General features: G+C 54.8%; 14 protein-coding genes and 1 pseudogene. 1 reads left to right on the top strand and 14 read right to left on the bottom strand.

What is annotated here, in order from left to right:
* Positions 1 to 53: 53 nt before the first annotated feature.
* From H7850_RS05040 to H7850_RS05010, 7 genes and pseudogenes are all read right to left on the bottom strand, one after another.
* On the bottom strand, positions 54 to 1,019 hold the full coding sequence (locus H7850_RS05040; RefSeq protein ID WP_227368339.1) for a helix-turn-helix domain-containing protein: 966 nt from the start codon (positions 1,017 to 1,019) through the stop codon (positions 54 to 56).
* 95 nt (positions 1,020 to 1,114) lie between these two features.
* Positions 1,115 to 2,997, bottom strand: a pseudogene (locus H7850_RS05035) (hydantoinase B/oxoprolinase family protein).
* An 86-nt stretch (positions 2,998 to 3,083) separates the two neighbouring features.
* Positions 3,084 to 5,129: a hydantoinase/oxoprolinase family protein gene (locus H7850_RS05030; RefSeq protein WP_227368337.1), complete on the bottom strand. Its 2,046-nt coding sequence runs from the start codon at positions 5,127 to 5,129 to the stop codon at positions 3,084 to 3,086.
* Positions 5,130 to 5,370: 241 nt separating this feature from the next.
* Positions 5,371 to 6,720 carry a purine-cytosine permease family protein gene (locus H7850_RS05025; RefSeq protein WP_227368335.1) on the bottom strand — a complete coding sequence of 450 codons (1,350 nt, stop codon included), beginning with the start codon at positions 6,718 to 6,720 and terminating at the stop codon, positions 5,371 to 5,373.
* Between the two features lie 319 nt (positions 6,721 to 7,039).
* Positions 7,040 to 8,002: a LysR substrate-binding domain-containing protein gene (locus H7850_RS05020; protein WP_227368333.1), complete on the bottom strand. Its 963-nt coding sequence runs from the start codon at positions 8,000 to 8,002 to the stop codon at positions 7,040 to 7,042.
* Between the two features lie 121 nt (positions 8,003 to 8,123).
* On the bottom strand, positions 8,124 to 8,723 hold the full coding sequence (locus H7850_RS05015; RefSeq protein WP_227368331.1) for an HD domain-containing protein: 600 nt from the start codon (positions 8,721 to 8,723) through the stop codon (positions 8,124 to 8,126).
* Complete coding sequence (locus H7850_RS05010) at positions 8,720 to 9,880, bottom strand: TauD/TfdA family dioxygenase (protein WP_227368544.1); 1,161 nt, start codon at positions 9,878 to 9,880, stop codon at positions 8,720 to 8,722. Before H7850_RS05010 ends, H7850_RS05015 begins: the two co-directional genes overlap by 4 nt.
* Before the next feature lie 318 nt (positions 9,881 to 10,198).
* Here H7850_RS05010 and H7850_RS05005 point away from each other — a divergent pair, with 318 nt between their 5' ends.
* Positions 10,199 to 11,524 carry a DEAD/DEAH box helicase gene (locus H7850_RS05005; protein WP_227368329.1) on the top strand — a complete coding sequence of 442 codons (1,326 nt, stop codon included), beginning with the start codon at positions 10,199 to 10,201 and terminating at the stop codon, positions 11,522 to 11,524.
* A 255-nt stretch (positions 11,525 to 11,779) separates the two neighbouring features.
* On the opposite strand, the gene H7850_RS05000 is transcribed toward H7850_RS05005, so the two are convergent.
* The 7 genes from H7850_RS05000 to H7850_RS04970 form a co-directional block, all read right to left on the bottom strand.
* The gene (locus H7850_RS05000) at positions 11,780 to 12,268 is read right to left on the bottom strand and encodes a GNAT family N-acetyltransferase (RefSeq protein WP_227368327.1); all 489 of its coding nucleotides are present in this window, start codon (positions 12,266 to 12,268) and stop codon (positions 11,780 to 11,782) included.
* Positions 12,269 to 12,434: 166 nt separating this feature from the next.
* On the bottom strand, positions 12,435 to 12,854 hold the full coding sequence (locus H7850_RS04995) for a VOC family protein (RefSeq protein ID WP_227368325.1): 420 nt from the start codon (positions 12,852 to 12,854) through the stop codon (positions 12,435 to 12,437).
* Positions 12,851 to 14,050 carry an FAD-dependent monooxygenase gene (locus H7850_RS04990; protein WP_227368323.1) on the bottom strand — a complete coding sequence of 400 codons (1,200 nt, stop codon included), beginning with the start codon at positions 14,048 to 14,050 and terminating at the stop codon, positions 12,851 to 12,853. The genes H7850_RS04995 and H7850_RS04990 overlap by 4 nt, the downstream gene beginning before the upstream one ends.
* 186 nt (positions 14,051 to 14,236) lie before the next feature.
* On the bottom strand, positions 14,237 to 14,539 hold the full coding sequence (locus tag H7850_RS04985) for a type II toxin-antitoxin system RelE/ParE family toxin (protein WP_227368321.1): 303 nt from the start codon (positions 14,537 to 14,539) through the stop codon (positions 14,237 to 14,239).
* Complete coding sequence (locus H7850_RS04980) at positions 14,527 to 14,784, bottom strand: type II toxin-antitoxin system Phd/YefM family antitoxin (protein ID WP_227368320.1); 258 nt, start codon at positions 14,782 to 14,784, stop codon at positions 14,527 to 14,529. The genes H7850_RS04985 and H7850_RS04980 overlap by 13 nt, the downstream gene beginning before the upstream one ends.
* Before the next feature lie 145 nt (positions 14,785 to 14,929).
* Positions 14,930 to 15,640, bottom strand: a complete 711-nt coding sequence (locus H7850_RS04975) for a hypothetical protein (RefSeq protein ID WP_227368318.1) — start codon at positions 15,638 to 15,640, stop codon at positions 14,930 to 14,932.
* 110 nt (positions 15,641 to 15,750) lie between these two features.
* The gene (locus H7850_RS04970; protein ID WP_227368316.1) at positions 15,751 to 16,227 is read right to left on the bottom strand and encodes a hypothetical protein; all 477 of its coding nucleotides are present in this window, start codon (positions 16,225 to 16,227) and stop codon (positions 15,751 to 15,753) included.
* Positions 16,228 to 16,301 lie beyond the last annotated feature (74 nt).

The following is a 16,301-nucleotide window of genomic DNA, read 5'->3' as shown; positions in this document are numbered from 1 at the left end:
TCTGCCAACCCTCATTTAATCTCACTACCACAAACGAAAAGAACCTATCGCTGTCAGTGGAACTTTGGCTGCCACGCTGAGCTGTTGCGCAGTTCACTCGCGGAATAACCGAACTGCTGCCGAAACACACGACAGAACTGGGCCTGATCCGAAAATCCCCAGCGATAGACGATTTCCCCAATATTAATGCCATCCGGTGAAGCCTCGAGATCGCGATGCGCGGCCTCCAGTCGCTGCATACGCACCCACTCGCATACCGTATACCCAGACCCGGAAAATAGTTTATGAAGATAGCGCAAAGAAATACCGCAGAACTCGGCGATTCGGCCAGGTGTCAGGCCGGGATCACCAAGATTGGCAGAAATATAACGCTCGACACGCATCAAGTGAGCGGTTTTCATATGCGACTGGTCGCTGTTTAGCACTCGTTCATCCTGCTCAAGCACCAAAGAAAGCATGCTAAGTGCTTGCTCGAACAGACGATTCTGATCATCAATACTGCACTCATGGACACGCTGCGAGCAGATCATTAGAAACTCGACAAAAGCGCAACCAACTCCCTTGCCCGCAGAAAAGCAGTGCTGAGAGTAACGCTCTGGGCGGCGAATGCGGCTTTTCATCGATTGACCCGGAATCTTGAAGACCCACATATCGTTCGGTGCTTCATAACCAAAACGGTACGGAGCATCACCCTGCTCAACGATAAAGTGCCCTGGTGGACAGTTCAGGCTCTTGCCATGCTGAGAGAAAAAAACATTGGTTCGAAGGGGAATCGTGACCAGAAAAGAGGCGTGATCATCCTGAGCAATCTGCGCATGACTGCGTGAATACTGAGCCTTATCAGAGCACAGGCGAGACAAGGAATAGTCACTGCCCTCTGTCTTCCATACTTTCAAAGAGCCCTGAAATCTAGCTTGATGATTACCATAACTCAACGTCAGCGGAAAATATGTCTGGGATACAAGTTGGGTCCAGCGGTCCTGTGAGCTTGACGTTAACATCGAGTCGATATTGTTCATGTTGTTTTCCTCACTCGCATCGCATCATGCTGGTAGCGAGCCCCCTGAAAAACATAGTGTTTCCAGGGGACATCGCGATCAGATTAACCGAACCATCATGACCAGTAATCCGATGAGCGCTTGCGCATGGATTCACGGTATTGCTCGGTGGACTTTTTCAACAGATCCCCCGTTCCCCAGTCAAGCACCACCCCGTAGCGGCGAATGACATCCAGCACGTCCAGCTTGCCGTCACGGTACTGCGTGGCGATATCTTCGGGCGCCGTTTCCAGCCACTCACGACGATGAGCGCGGATCCACTCACGGGCCTTCGCGGTGCGCTCGCTGTCTATTTCGTAATCATCCAGGTCCGGATCATTCATTTTGATGACGACGCCATAGTCACGCTCGGCACGACCGACCGAGACATAGCCATCAATCACGTCTTCCAGCACGGCTTCCGCACTACGCTCAAGCGGATCACCGAAGCCGCCACCACCGGCCGAAGGACGGGTAAAGGTATCACCCGAGCGTACAGGAACATTCGAGAAAGTGGCACCCAGATACTTTTCATCCGAAGTACCCTTGTTGATCCACACACCATGGGGCACGGAGGGTAACCCGCCGTTGACGCCCCAGGTGACCGAACGACCACGATCGCAGCAGTAGCTCATCACGGTCTTGTCGACCTGGGTGAGTACCCCGCCTTTCTCGACACCGCACCCTCCACGGAAGCGTCCCGGGCCGCCGGAATCCATGCTGATCTCGTGGCTCATCGTCAGCACGGGGTTCAAACGCTCCTGACCCTCCACCGGCTGAACTGCCAGGCCGGTGCCAAACACAGGAGAAGTCGCCGACGAGCCATCCTTAGTCTGGCGCCCCCCCAGCCACCGGCCATCCAGTCATACCACATGAAATAGGTCGTGTTCTCGGTGCGCCCATCGTTGCCGCCGATCAACAGGTACTCCAGGTTGAAGGCGCAGGCCATGGCGCGCTCCGGCATGATGCCGCTCCAGAGCTCGAAGATGCCGTTCATGATCTTCTCGTAAGGGCCGGAGCAGAAACCGGTTACCGCGTGGGGCCATCCGGCGTTCACCACGCTGCCCTCTTCGCCGATATTCGCCGTCACGGCGCGATAAAAACCGGAGTTCAGTGGCACGTCAGGGAAGAACGTCTTGGTGCCGGCATAGATGGCCGAATGGGTGGTGCCGTATCCTGAGTTGAGGAAGGTGGAGACAGCCGATGCCGAGCCCGAGAGGTCGTAGTGAATGCCGTTGCCATCCAGCTTGAGCTTGATGCGAATGGGCACCATGCCCTCGCCCAGGGCAGGGTCGGCATCGAGGTAATCGACGGTTTCCCATTCCCCTTGCGGCATGCCGGCCAGGCTCTTCAGCACAATCCGCTCGACATAATCCTGCGTTTCCTGCATGGCCGCCACAACGGTCTCTTTCGAATACTTGTCGACCAACCGCAGAACTTCACGCTCACAGACTGCCGTTGCCTCAGCCTGAGCCTTCAGGTCACCCATGGCCTGGCTGGGTGCCCGCGTGTTGGAAACCAGCAGCTGTGCGACATCATGCAGGAAGACACCCGAACGCCAGACACGGACCGGCGTGATGCGCAGCCCTTCACTGAAATGGGTGCTGGCATTTACATCGAAAGAGCCGGGTACATTGCCGCCAATATCGGCCCAGTGGCCTTTGTTCTGCGCAAAGCCGATGATGTCATTATCGACAAAGATGGGGCGAATGAAGCTGACGTCGTTCAGGTGCGTGCCTCCCCGGTACGGATCATTGATGGCAAACACGTCGCCCGGCTGAATATCTCCCTGAAACTCCTCCAATACGGCTTTACACTGAAAATGCAGGGTACCGACATGCACCGCAATATCACCGCTGCCCTGCATCACCGTGTTTCCCTGCGCATCACACAACGCAGAAGAGAAATCACGGGAGTAGATGACGAACGAATAGCAGGTACGCAGTATCTGCTCGCTCATCAGATCCACGCTGGTGGCGAAGGCATTCTTCAAGACTTCGAAGGTGACCGGATCGAGCGTGCCGTCTTTTTTGTCATGTCCCATTTTCATGCCTCCTCTCCAGCTTGAGCAATCTGAATTCTGATATTCTTCCACTCATCGATAGAGGCCACCGCACCTGGCGGTACCACGGTGGTTGAATCGAGCTGATCGATGATGGCTGGCCCCGTCAGTTCGAAGCCGACCGGCAAGGTATCCCGGTCGAAGATCGGCGTGTCGTGCCATTTATCGTCAAAGAAAACGTCGCGACGAGCATGAGGCTCTGCCAGCAGATTCGCCGCCCTTTCATACGGCGCAAACGTGGGCTTGGGGGTTTTGCCTACGGCGCGTAGATGCAGCTGATAGATTTCCACAGGCTGAGTATCCTGACGGAAGGAGAACTGCCTCTCATGCTCCTGGTGGAACAGCTCAATCGCCTCTTTCAGTGGCTCATCACCGCTACCCATCGACACCTGCAGGGAGCGCCACTGGCCCTGGTAGCGCATCGATATGCCACGCTGAAGCACCACATCTTCGTCGGCAACACCTTCGTGACGAAGTCGGTCGGCGGCTTCATCTTCCAGGGAGCGGAATTGACCGTTGAGGTCATCGATGTCGGCATCCGCGGCACCGGCGGTGTACATCATCGATAAATCATGCTGAATATCGACAAGCAGGCAACCCATTGCCGAGGTCACCCCCGGGCTGGGCGGCACAATGACCGCCGGAATGCCAAGCTCCCTGGCCACTTCTGCGCCGTGCAACGCCCCCGCGCCACCGAAGGCAATCAGGGCGAAATCCCGTGGATCGAGCCCGCGGCGGATCGACACCAGCCGCACGGCATCGGCCATGTTGGCGTTAGCCACCTTGAGGATGGCTTGCGCGGCTTCCGCTGTGCTTAACGCCAGACCCTGCCCCACCTTTTCGTCAATCGCCTGGATGGATTTTTCCCTGTTCAAGGTCAGTGCGCCGCCTGCCAAACTGGTTCCCAAACGGTTGAGCGCCAGATTCGCATCGGTATTAGTCGGTTCGGTGCCTCCTCGTTCGTAACATGCCGGCCCCGGATCCGCACCCGCCGATTGCGGCCCGTTGCGCAACGCACCGGCAATATCAATATGGGCAAGGGAGCCACCACCGGCACCAATGGTCAATACTTCAATGCTCGGGAAAACAATGGGATGACCGTATTCCACGCCCCACTGCTTCGTCACACGCAGCTCGCCATCGTGGATCAGAGATATATCGGTGGACGTACCCCCCATATCCAGACCCACTGCATTCTTATAGCCGCACTGCTCGGCAATATGCTTGGCCGCAATCGCCCCCGCCGCGATACCGGACGCCGCCAGGCGCACGGGGAAGTGCTTGGCCATGGCGGGAGTCATCGAGCCCCCACCGGAATGCAGGAGCAGCAGATCGTTGGCATAGCCCCCCGCACTCAGCTCATCGTCGAGCTGCTTGACGTAGTCCGACACCAGGGGCCCGAGCACCGTATTGGCCACCGCTGTATTGAACCGGTCATGCTCGAAGATTTCCGGCAGGATTTCCGATGAAGTCGATACATTGGCGCCCGGAATCTCCTCCTCGAGGATTTCACGCATGCGCTGCTCGTTATGCACGTTGGCATAGGAGTTTATGAAGCACACCGCGATCGTCGTGGCTCCCCGACGCTTCAGCTTGCGCGCAAGCTCTCGGGCCTCCTGCTCGTCAAGGGGTGTCACTATATGACCGGCATAATCCACGCGCTCCGTCACTTCGAAACGATCACGGCGACGAATATAGGGGCCGCTGACATCCGCGTAGGCATCCCAGAGGTTATCCTTGGTGCCATCGCGGATTTCGATCACATCGCGGAAGCCTTTCGTGGTGACCAGCGCCGCCTTGGGAAAGCGACGCGTAATCAGCGCATTGGTAGCGACGGTGGTGCCGTGGAAAAAAAGTTCGACATCCGCTAGCTCAATTTCTCCACGCTTGACGCCATTCAGCACGGCTTGCATTGGGTTGTTGGGTGTTGAAGGCACCTTGGTGACGCGGAAATCCTGAGTGGATGAGTTGTAAATACAAACATCTGTGAAGGTTCCGCCGGCATCAACGGCGACTCTAAGATCAGGCATAATCATTCCTCTATATTGTTTTTACTGCGGTTTTACCCACTCTCGCGGAATCGGCATGGTGGTTGAAATAACGGTACTTCTCCCGCCCTTTACTCATCTTTTATAATTGTGTTTTTAATACACATAGCGTGGGCGACAACTTTTTACCTTTTATCCATAAAGTAAAAGTTGGCATGGATACCGATTTACCTACTTGTTACCCACGCTAAGCTACCACTACATCCAGTTTAGTCAGGTGCCTTTATTTAAGGCTGGCGATATACCACTCGTCCTTGGCAACCCTGAGGCCAATCTCATAAACCACATAAGCACTCAGGAAAGTGGCAGGTGCCGAGAACCCAGAAATCGAGGAAATGTTCATAATCACGATGCCCGTCAATGCGGCACCACACCATGCAATTAGGCCACAGGGATTGAAGGCAGGAATATAGGTATTATCCAACTCGACATGGCCATTGAAGCGGTCCTGATAAGTCCTGGATAGAATATGGGCAAGTGCAACACCAACCCAAGCTACGACAAAGACGCCCTGGTAAGCCAGCGCCTGCAGGATGTAAAAGAACACATCGGCCATCATTAGCACATAAGCGAACACGCCAATCACACAGCCGGCCACTATCTTGGACAACTTCACCCCCGTCACCTTGCGGATGAACGACTCGAAGTTGATGGTGGCAAGATAGAAATTGGCCGTATTGATGCGGCTTTGAGTCACCCAAACCAACAGCAGGCCACCCACACCCATCAACTCGAGAAGGCCCAGCACGATGGAAGCTTCCGACAGACCATCGGTCGGAATCATGGAATCCAACAAGATGCCTACGACAGCGCTGAACAGAAAGGTCATGGCATAGAACGGTATGCCGAAGGTGATGCGAGCATGAAAAGTAGCATCCTTTTCACGGCCAAACCGGGCGTAGTCGAAGGTAAACATCATCAATACCCAAACCCCCATATAGTAGGCAAAGGTATGTAACCAGCCCCAGGGTGACGCACCACCTTCAGGCACACGCGTCAACCAGCCCGAAGGGTAGCCAAACTCGGCAACTGCCATCCCCACCGCGATCAGCATCCCGATCACATACACCGGCAGAAGCACGCCGTTAAACTTGTCCAGCCAATGCTGCACACTGCCAAAGATCAATGCGACGCCAAAGATCACCACTATGGCCGTGGCCATCGCCATGGACAGGTTGCCACTCCACTCCGAAAGAACCAATGCCATCACATAGCCTTCAAAAACGGCATAGTAAAGCGCCGTCGCGAAGAAAATCAGCGTGGCGACAATGGCGCCGACATGGCCAAACAGCACCTTGGAGAAAAGTGCGACAGTTAATCCCGTTTTCATGGAGTAGCGACTAATAACACCGTTAATAATGCCATAGACAACAACGGTTAAAGCAATACCTGCCAATGCATTGGCAGTGCCGTAGGCACGCGCCATGGCGGCGGCAACCACCATATAGAATATTGCACTACAGACGGCCCACCAGGCCATCATCAGGTTAACTCGTGGCATTCGCCCTTCTGCTGGCACAGGGCGTTCGGAAAAATCGAGGTCTGACACTTCATTTTGATTACTATCTTTCATTTTATTCTCCTTTATTATTGTTTTACTTCTACTTTTAGTCACATGGACAACTCGCTAGAACACACCCGATAAATGCGTTCTCATGTGGACCTACCATTTATTGGTTTTTATCCGATCGGAAAAAGCACCGATACCCACACAATAGGCAGTATGTGTGGTAAGCGTTTGGCATAGAGTGCACTGTCAATTTGCGCTACGTGCACTGCCTGCCCTTTGTTGCCGGATCGCCCGATCCAGCACAACATTTGACCCAGTTGCTTTAGAAGCTATTGAAAGCGAGGCGCGTACTCTCTTAGAGCAATTGGATGATCTGAATCGTTCACATTCGAATCGTGTCGCGGGTCTGTCCCGCGAATTCTCGAGCCAACCAGTCGACGATGGGAGCGATTACTGCACTGTGGGGATACCGCACACTCAATCGATAGCCGTGGCTCTTGCGTGTCACCTGCGGCTCCAAAGCGACAAGTTGGCCGCTGTCGAGCATGTCCTGAATCACATGGCTCCAACCCAGCGCAACGCCCTGATGATTGATGACAGCATTGAGCAGCAGAGGAAAGTTGTTGTAGGGAAAAGCTTGTTCGAGAGGAGGGAGCGGCAGGTCGGCGAGCCGACACCAGTTGGCCCAATCCAGCCAACGCGGGTCACGCACATCCAGATGTAGCAGGGTAATGCGCTTTAGTGCCTTTGCGTCAAGCCTGGTGCCCAGACCATGTCGGCGAGCATATTCGGGGCTGCAGACAGGAAACGCTTTCTCCGGGACCACTAGGGTGTCGGCAAGATCGCCTTGATGGGGCGGACCGAAGCGCAGCGCGATATCGGCCTTCTGCATTTCCGGGGCTTCATCCCGGTCAATGGGCAACAGTCGAAAGGAATGGTCGGGAAAGGTCTGTTCAAGGCGTTCCAGGCGCGGGCGCAACCACATATGGGTAAAGCCGGCGCCGGCGGCGATACTGACGACGGGAGAGGCCTTTCGGGCTCGGCGACGGATGACTCCAATGGCCCCGCAGAGGCGCGACAGTCCCGGCGCCAACTCCCCATAGAAGGACTCACCGCTGGCATTGAGCAATAAGCGACCGCCCTGGCGGTCGAACAGTGGACAACCCAGGCTCTCCTCCAGCGCACGAATACGCTGGGAGATGGTGGGTTGAGTCGTGTGCAGTTCGCGTGCGGCAGCCGTCATCGAACCGAGCCTGACTGTGGCTTCGAATGCGATCAGACCACGCAGCGACGGAGGCGCCTCCAGATCAAAGGGCGATAAGGCTGTATCTTGTTGGGCAGGCACGCAGATCCTCGTCACTGGTCCGGCCCGGCGGCTGAGGCCCGGGAACACAAGAGCCGCTTCTATTGACGGTTTTTATACGCCAATGGCCAGGCGACATCAATCGCCCGACACGCTTCTGACGTCAGGCCAGGCCAGCAACGCTGCCTTCAGGCTCCTCACCGACCACTTCGGGATCGAAAGGAGTGCGCGAGAACACTCTGCGCAGAGCCGGTTCGAAGTGCTCAAGCGGTGGCGTCGGATAATCCGGATCGAAGGCGGCCTGATCGTAGCGCTCACAAAAATCGACGCACTTCTGATACCAGGGGTGGTCACGGTAGCGCTCGCGTTCGTTCGGGTCTTCACCAAAGAAATGCGCATAGTAGACTTTCTGGAACAACCCATGATGATGCACCACCCAACTGACCTCGGCACGCACGTAGGGCCGAATGATGGCGGCAGCCAGCTGAGAGTGGTTGTAGGGCGCCAGTTCATCTCCCAGATCATGCAACAGTGCGGCAACCACCAGGTCATCATCACCGCCGTCTGCCTCGGCACGCGCCGCCGACTGCAGTGAGTGTTCCAGACGACTGACCTGATAGCCGCTCAGACCATGTTCGAGATTGCGCAAGGCCTGCATCAGGCGGTCGACCAGCCCGGCATTGAACTGATCCTCGAGACGCTCCAGGAACTGGTAATCCTCGGCGGTGCCGTCCTTCATCTGAGTGAATGTCACTTGCTTCATCCGTTACTTTCCTCCGCTTGTTTGGTCCATGTACCTTCGCTGGCCAGTTTGCGCGCCTTGATCAGGGTAGTGGCATAGCGCTCCCGTGGCCCATCGCTGTCCAGATAGCACCCCTGTAGATGACGACGCCCCTCTCCAGTATCGAAAGCTGTCCGACCATGCAGGACACGGCTGTTGTCAAAAAGCATCAACTCACCCGCGTTGAGCTGAAAGCGGATTTCATGGACAGGGTCCGCGAACAATTCACCCAGGCGCTGACGGGTCCGATGGAACAGCCGCGTGGCTTCCGGCGACAGGTGCGGCAGCTGGTCGAGACGAGGACTGTAGTGGACGCCGACGGGAGTACCGTCGGCGTCGGTACGAATCATGCTGCGACGGGTGGTCAGTTCCGTGCCAGCATCGATAAAGCGAAAGCGGACCGGCGTGGTACGCAGCAGCTCGTAGCCTTCGGGCATCTCGTGGCGCAGCGCCTCGAGCACCTTGAGGCTGTCCGCCAGCGTTGACAGGCCACCGCTGGTTTCGTTGATCAGACAATGCAACATCTGAATACCGGGTACCGGGCTTCGATAGGGATTATCGGTATGCGGGCCCAACGCCACGCTGCGATAGGCAAGGTCATTGCCGGCAGGACGGGAATAGACCTCGAAGTAACGCCCGAAGTTGGTTTCCTTCACATAGCCGAAATGGCTGCCGACCTCGAGGATGCGCTCGGGATCGGTCGGCACCCCCTCAAGAATGATGTAGCCGCGCTGTAGGTAGGCGGTCAACGCCTGCTGGAAAGCCTGGTTGTCCCCCATCTGCAGCCAGTCGAAACGCTGGGCAGCCTGATCAATACTGCTGTCCCAGGCGATAGTGTCGGGAAAGGGAGTATCACCTTCAATCTCCCGAGCCAGAGCCGCCAGATCGTAGACCTCGACATGGCCATCGCTGAACGAGAGCTCGGCGCGCGTCTCGTCCACGGGGCGTGCCGCGGTCAGCGACAGGCCCGGATCGATCCTGTGCGAGTCGAAGAGCCGCTGGCAGGTCAATCCATCCAACTGATCCGGGTCCTGGGTACGTTCGCGCAGCCATAGTGGACTGACCGGCTCAAGTCCGGAGCGCGTGACCCGATTCAGGGTGAGCGGTGACTCGTTGAGTATCAGCGACATCACTTGCATTTCCACGTTCTCTCTTTGGTGGTGTCTCATACAACATTTCTAACGCATCACCAAGATGGCCAGTAGAGGCATAGTGTTATCGCCAGCATGCATTTTTCTTATAGGAGGATGATAGGGAGCGCATCGGCACCTCGGCCAACCCTCAAACACTGGCGACGTCAGCCGGATGCGCTCATTCGCGTTTTCTGTTATCTTACTCACGCGGCTTTTTCGTCCCTTCGCCGCGCAATCATCTTGTTTCCTATCTATTTTACGCATTGGCCCGGGACGCACGCCTTTTGAATGGTGAGCGGCAGGTGCGTTTGACCCGGAGTTTGCATGAGCTTTTCCGAACTCGGCCTGCGTGCCGAACTGTTACGTGCGGTCGAAGAGCAAGGCTATACCACCCCTACCCCGATCCAGCTCAAGGCCATTCCCGCCGTGCTCAAGGGCGGTGATCTACTGGCCAGCGCCCAGACCGGTACCGGCAAGACCGCTGGTTTTACCTTGCCGCTGCTGCAACGCCTGGCGGATGGCCCCCGCCCGCAACCGCGTCAGATTCGCGCCTTGGTATTGACCCCGACTCGCGAACTGGCGGCTCAGGTCGGCGAGAACGTCGCCGATTACGGTCGTCACTTGAAGCTACGCTCCCACGTAATCTTCGGCGGTGTGGGCCAGCAGCCCCAGGTAGATGCCATTCGTCCCGGGCTTGATGTCCTCGTTGCCACCCCGGGACGATTGCTCGACCTGCACCAGCAGCGCCATGTGGATCTTTCCAAGGTCGAAACCCTGGTGCTCGACGAAGCCGACCGCATGCTCGACATGGGCTTCATCCATGACATCAAGAAGCTGCTGCGCCTGCTGCCCGCCAAGCGTCAAAACCTGCTGTTCTCCGCCACCTTTTCCAACGAGATTCAGCAGTTGGCCAACGGCCTACTGGACAGCCCCACCTTCATCGAGGTCGCCCGGCGCAACACCGCCGCGGAAAGCATCGACCAAGCCATCTATCGTGTCGATCGTGAGAAGAAGCGGGACCTGCTGGCGCATCTGATCAAGCAGCATCAGTGGTATCAGGTGCTGGTCTTCACCCGCACCAAGCACGGCGCCAACCGCCTTGCGGAACAGCTTGGCAAGCAGGACATTCCATCCATGGCGATTCATGGCAACAAGAGCCAATCGGCCCGTACTCGCGCCCTGGCGGCCTTCAAGGATGGCAGCCTCCAGGTGCTGGTGGCGACGGATATCGCAGCCCGCGGCCTGGATATCAGCGAATTGCCCCACGTGGTCAATTTCGAACTGCCCAATGTGGCGGAAGATTACGTTCATCGCATTGGTCGCACCGGACGTGCCGGCAGCGAAGGCCAGGCGGTTTCACTGGTATGTGTCGATGAGCACGGCCTGCTGCGGGGCATCGAGCGTCTGATCAAGCGCGACCTGCCCAAGCATATCGAACCCGGTTTCGAGCCTGACCCCAATGCCAAGCCCGAGCCCATCGAGAATGGTCGTCGCGGTGGTCGCAACAATAATCGCGGCAACGGTGGCAATGGAGGTAACAACGGCGCAAAAAATCGCAACGCTAACAACCCGCGTAACGGCGAGAACCGCGGCAATAATGAGAACAAGACGGCCCGCCGTCGGCGTCCGCAGCGCAGCCGTCAGGCCTGATAGTCATCGCGGTAGCGATTGTCCGGGTTGAAATGGAAAGCGTGACCCTTGGGGGGCGCGCTTTTTTCATACGGATGTTGTTTGGACTTTCTCACTCCATTTGCCCGAAACTCTGCTGGATCGGATCAAAATCAAGGCCTGGCTTGCTGACGACGTGGACGACAACCGTCGTCCCTGAGGCGCTGACGGCCGCTTTTGGGGCGGATGAAGCGAAGTGTGAGCCGTTCCAGCCCGTAGGGTGGCAGCATGAGATTGTTATGTTTGCAGCCACTTATACATGACCAGTGCATCTACAAGCCCTTTGACTGGATGATTAAAAGCCGTTGGGAGCCTGCCAACGATTTCGAATCCGAGCTTACTCCACAAACGAACGCCTCCTTCATTACTTGAGGCTACAAAATTGAATTGCATAGCCTTGTAACCAAGCTCTGATGCAACTTTTTGCGAATGCTCGCACATGGTAGTTGCAAGACCCCGCCCTCTTGCTTTCGAAGCGACCATATACCCACAGTTGCAGACATGACTGCCCGGCCCGGCTTGATTTGTTTTCACGTAATATGTGCCAAGAACCTCCCCATTCTCTTCGAATACAAACGTTTTACGCGGAGCATCTAGCCAGATTTTCTCTGCCTGATCGATCGTTGTGGCAGGATCATAAGCATAGGTTTCGCCAGCTTTGACTATTTCATGGAAGATTGGCCAGATAGATTCCCAGTCTTCTCTATGTGCTTCTCTAATATTCATGCGAAAAACTCTTCAAAAAACATGACGCTCAGGCGTCGGCAGTCTCGATGACCAAGGACAGCATCTCCTCCACCAGCCGAAATGCCAGAAAGCGATCATCACCGACGTGAGATAAACCCTGCTCCACGTAGGTGTTCGCCGTGACGCCTAACGCCTGAGTTATGCCTCAAACCTCGGCCAACAACGCTGGGTTCCATACGACCTCCGACAGGTGCTGATCGGGGTCTTGAAAATAGCCGGCGTACCCGCCCCAGAAAGTGTCGTGCGCCGCCTTTACGATTACAGCTCCGGCGCTTTTGGCTTGCTCCATAACCTCATCCACTTCTGCTTTGGACAAGACATTGTGCCCGATGCTTAGCTCGGTAGGTGCGGGTGGCCCTGCACTTAGACCAGAATCATGAGCGATGCTTTTGCGAGGCCAAATTGCGAGATTCAGCCCAGCCTGGAGTTTGAAAAATGCTACAGCTCCATACTCGAACTCTTTTCCAATAATGCCTTCAGTCTCCAACTCCAAGTCGCGATAGAACTGTAGCGACCTTTCTAGGTCGTCCACGCCGAGGGTAATGACTGTGATTCGAGCTTTCATGGATTACTCCCTTTCCTTGTTTTTTTATCTTTAGAGCGATTTTCGAGTTCGGCGATAGTCCGGCCCAGGTTTTGAGTGAATGACGGGATGTGTCCGGCGAAACTGATTGCAACATTGCGCAATCTCTGCCCGACCGATGAACGCAGAGTCGCCACCTTTGTCGCGCGGTCAGTCAACGCGACGACGCGTTCCGCAATTTTGTGCCGGTCGACGGCCCATGTATCGAGCCGCGCTGCGTCGGAGCCGCTAACAACGTCGGCGAGGACTTCGGCGAGCGCGACTGCGTCCTGGATGCCGGTATTCATCCCCTGGCCACCTGCCGGGCTATGTACATGGGCGGCATCACCGCACAGGAGCACCCGCCCCTTACGCAAGTTCTGCGCCACACGATGGTGCACCTTGAAATGACCACTCCAAACACTATCAAGAATTCGGGCAGGCTTCGCCTTCGGGCCGCGCGCGTCAAGCAACGCCTGCATGTAGGGGACGGATGGTTTCTCGGATGCGTCCTCCGCCGTTGCCACAATGCGATATCGATTTTGCGGCAGTGGCGCCACAACGACCAAGCCATCGGGAGAGAAAAACAGACTTACCTCTTCGTGATCGAGCGGCCAGTCCATGTGGACATCAGCGAGCACAAAACCCTCGTTGTAGGTTGCACCCTTGAAGTCGATTCCTGCCGCTTCGCGAATCTTGCTGTGCATGCCGTCACAGCCGATCACCCAGCGGGCGGAAATTTCATGGATTGAATCATAGGCCTTGATCTGCACATGCGCGCCGTTTTCGTTTATGTCCGCGCCGGTTACTTCCGCCGGTCGCAGAATGTTGCCTCCCAACGCTTGTAGACGGCTGAGAAGGATGGCCTCCGTCCGGTCCTGGGGGCACATCAACGCGAAAGCGTATTCGCTGGGGATCTCCCGGAAATCGACGGTGATTAAAACTTTATCTCGATCTCGAATACGGAAAATTGGGACCTTGACGCCTTCCTCCAGCATTTGAGATACGACGCCCAAGGGTTCCAGCACCTCCAACGTACGTGCGTGCACGACCGCGGCGCGCGAGGTGTTGGCGCCTTCCGCGGCCTTATCGACTGTCACGGCGTCGATACCACGGCGGCCCAGTTCAGCGGCGAGCGTCAAGCCCGTTGGTCCTGCGCCGACAATGAGGATTTCAGTTTCAGATGGGACAGTCATCATTGAAATTCTCCTTCCAGGTGCTCGGCACCCTATGGGAGCAACGACTACCGCAGAAGCGATTCCACAGCAACGTAAAGCTCTCTAAAATCGCTCAACTTCATAACCGCTCTTATCTGATGCTCAACGCTGAAGCGCACCATTAATTTTGACGTAGCGAAGGCAAAGGCATCCGTGCAACGCGCCTGGTTAGCTGTTTTCGAGCATGTAGGCACGAAGCTGCTGCTCCTCACGCATGACATAAAGAACGAGAACTCGCCCCTCATCCTCACGATAAAAAATGCGACACGGTGGAACCACTACTTCCCTGTATACCGAATTAGGGAGCTCTGGAGGAATCCGTCCGGATTGGGGAAAATCTTCCAAACGCTCGGTCTTATCGAAAACTTCTTGGACCAAATGACTTGCGGCAACAGGATTATCCAGAGCAATGTATTCAGCGATGGCGTCCAGTTCTTGAAGGGCGGGCTCCGTCCATATTACTTCAGCCATTTACTCATTTTTTCCCTGGCCCCACTTTGGCTGTACGTTCTTCCCTCAAGTACAGCACGCTCTCCCCGTGAGAGCCCCTCAAGCAGCTTAAGTCGACGCTGCATGAACTCGTAATCCTCCACATCGACAAGGTATGCGGATGGCTGACCATGCTCCGTGATCAGTATCGGCTCTTTAGACAAGTGCAGGTCTGCCAGAATCTTTGTGGCTTGGCGTTTGAGGTTCGTAACAAGCTCAACTTTCATGGGTTCACCGTGAATCAGACTTATAGTGATACTATAGTGTCACTTTGTAGATGGTGCAATCACAGCTAACGCCGCCAGCAGCGGCCAAGTGAAACGAGGCCCAGCGACCGCAGGGAGCGATGCTGGCTGGCCTGGTTAAACGAGATCAACGAAGTAACCCACTTGGGTCGTTAAATGGGACTTTCTTTTCAACACAGATTTTTCCAAGCTCTGTAATGGACGCTATACAGTCATCATATATCTCTTCAATGTAGTCCATGCCAAGATCAAACTTTTTGTTCTCATGAATAATCTCATTACGCTTGTCGTAAAGAGCGATAGTTTTATCTTTAATTTTTGTTTGAATCGTATGTTTGGTGAGCGCTTCAATTCTCGCGAAAACCTTTTTCTTTGATTTACCCGACGCGGCATTATGTGCAGCTCTAGAAGCTAATGATTCTTTCAGCTCTTCAATAGTATTATATTTTAAGATATCACCGATTTTCACAAACCCTTTTATGTTATCTTGATCCGGTGGATTAACGTAATCTCCCATACAGTTTTCATATTTTACAAAGTAAGCTGTTAAGAATGTAACAATTGCATCTTCAAGGTAACTAGCAAAAATAACCGGCATTTGAAGCTCGAAAGTATCGAACGCAGTTATTATGGTATCAGTTTTTGGAGTAAGCCATTTCTCTAGCTCAAGCTTATCAGTACTTTTGAAGTACTCACCATTCTGAAAGCCTTCGACATACTTATTTTCTGTTACGTGTGCATATAATGCATCAGTATCTAAACAAAAGGCCCGTAACTCCTTGTATCTACAATACAGGAACAAAAGTTCAGAATGGTACTTTCCCAAGTCAAAATACAATTCAATTCTCCATTATGTTTAACGCCAATGATAAGCGGCGCCCGACTAGGGCGTCCGGTGGAGGCCGCAGGCCGGAACGAACTTGATTGACTGGTTAAATGGTACAGGTGTCAATGAACGTTGATCCCGTGCTTTTCCATTAGTTCGGAAAGATCCGTAGCTTCTTGCGTGATTTCATTTAGGGTGCTTTGAATCTCATCAATGGCGAGTGCTATTCGTTGCCGGTGGCGTTTGTTGCGGTGAGATTCAACAACCACAACTGGATCTCCAGGAGCAGATGCGAAAACTCCGTGGATCAATCGGTTTCGTTTATTGATAGCACCGTTCTTGCCTTCGATTCGATTCTTCATCGTTTTGATGTGAGCAGAAATCTCGTCAAGAACACCGTAATGGCTTGCCAAAGTAACTGCCATGTCCAGTTTCGGACGAATATCCAAGCTTCCGGTGACAATCTTCCCAGCTTCGACATCCAGTTTTAAAATGTGCCATATGACGTTCGACACAAGATAATCAAGGAATGAGTACTGAAAGCAAATATGTCCAATCAGCTCGGCTCGTTTTTGGATCTTATGAATATCTGGTTGCATCAGGCTTTCTCTGGAACCATTTAACGCTGAGCTTTGCGGCAATTTTGGAGCCGCAAAGCGGCGGAAAAATTGTC

This window comes from Halomonas sp. M20, assembly GCF_020622265.1.
In the GTDB taxonomy this organism is placed as follows: Bacteria; Pseudomonadota; Gammaproteobacteria; order Pseudomonadales; family Halomonadaceae; genus Modicisalibacter.
Note: the sequence above shows the minus strand (reverse complement) of the source record. Positions and strands in the feature narration are given on the sequence as shown.

What these genes read in the sequence shown, in the direction of transcription:
- H7850_RS05040 (WP_227368339.1), bottom strand. Translation starts at nt 1,019, where the DNA reads ATGAACAATATCGACTCGATGTTAACGTCAAGCTCACAGGACCGCTGG.
- H7850_RS05030 (WP_227368337.1), bottom strand. Translation starts at nt 5,129, where the DNA reads ATGCCTGATCTTAGAGTCGCCGTTGATGCCGGCGGAACCTTCACAGAT.
- H7850_RS05025 (WP_227368335.1), bottom strand. Translation starts at nt 6,720, where the DNA reads ATGAAAGATAGTAATCAAAATGAAGTGTCAGACCTCGATTTTTCCGAA.
- H7850_RS05015 (WP_227368331.1), bottom strand. Translation starts at nt 8,723, where the DNA reads ATGAAGCAAGTGACATTCACTCAGATGAAGGACGGCACCGCCGAGGAT.
- H7850_RS05010 (WP_227368544.1), bottom strand. Translation starts at nt 9,880, where the DNA reads ATGCAAGTGATGTCGCTGATACTCAACGAGTCACCGCTCACCCTGAAT.
- H7850_RS05005 (WP_227368329.1), top strand. Translation starts at nt 10,199, where the DNA reads ATGAGCTTTTCCGAACTCGGCCTGCGTGCCGAACTGTTACGTGCGGTC.
- H7850_RS05000 (WP_227368327.1), bottom strand. Translation starts at nt 12,268, where the DNA reads ATGAATATTAGAGAAGCACATAGAGAAGACTGGGAATCTATCTGGCCA.
- H7850_RS04995 (WP_227368325.1), bottom strand. Translation starts at nt 12,854, where the DNA reads ATGAAAGCTCGAATCACAGTCATTACCCTCGGCGTGGACGACCTAGAA.
- H7850_RS04990 (WP_227368323.1), bottom strand. Translation starts at nt 14,050, where the DNA reads ATGATGACTGTCCCATCTGAAACTGAAATCCTCATTGTCGGCGCAGGA.
- H7850_RS04985 (WP_227368321.1), bottom strand. Translation starts at nt 14,539, where the DNA reads ATGGCTGAAGTAATATGGACGGAGCCCGCCCTTCAAGAACTGGACGCC.
- H7850_RS04980 (WP_227368320.1), bottom strand. Translation starts at nt 14,784, where the DNA reads ATGAAAGTTGAGCTTGTTACGAACCTCAAACGCCAAGCCACAAAGATT.
- H7850_RS04970 (WP_227368316.1), bottom strand. Translation starts at nt 16,227, where the DNA reads ATGCAACCAGATATTCATAAGATCCAAAAACGAGCCGAGCTGATTGGA.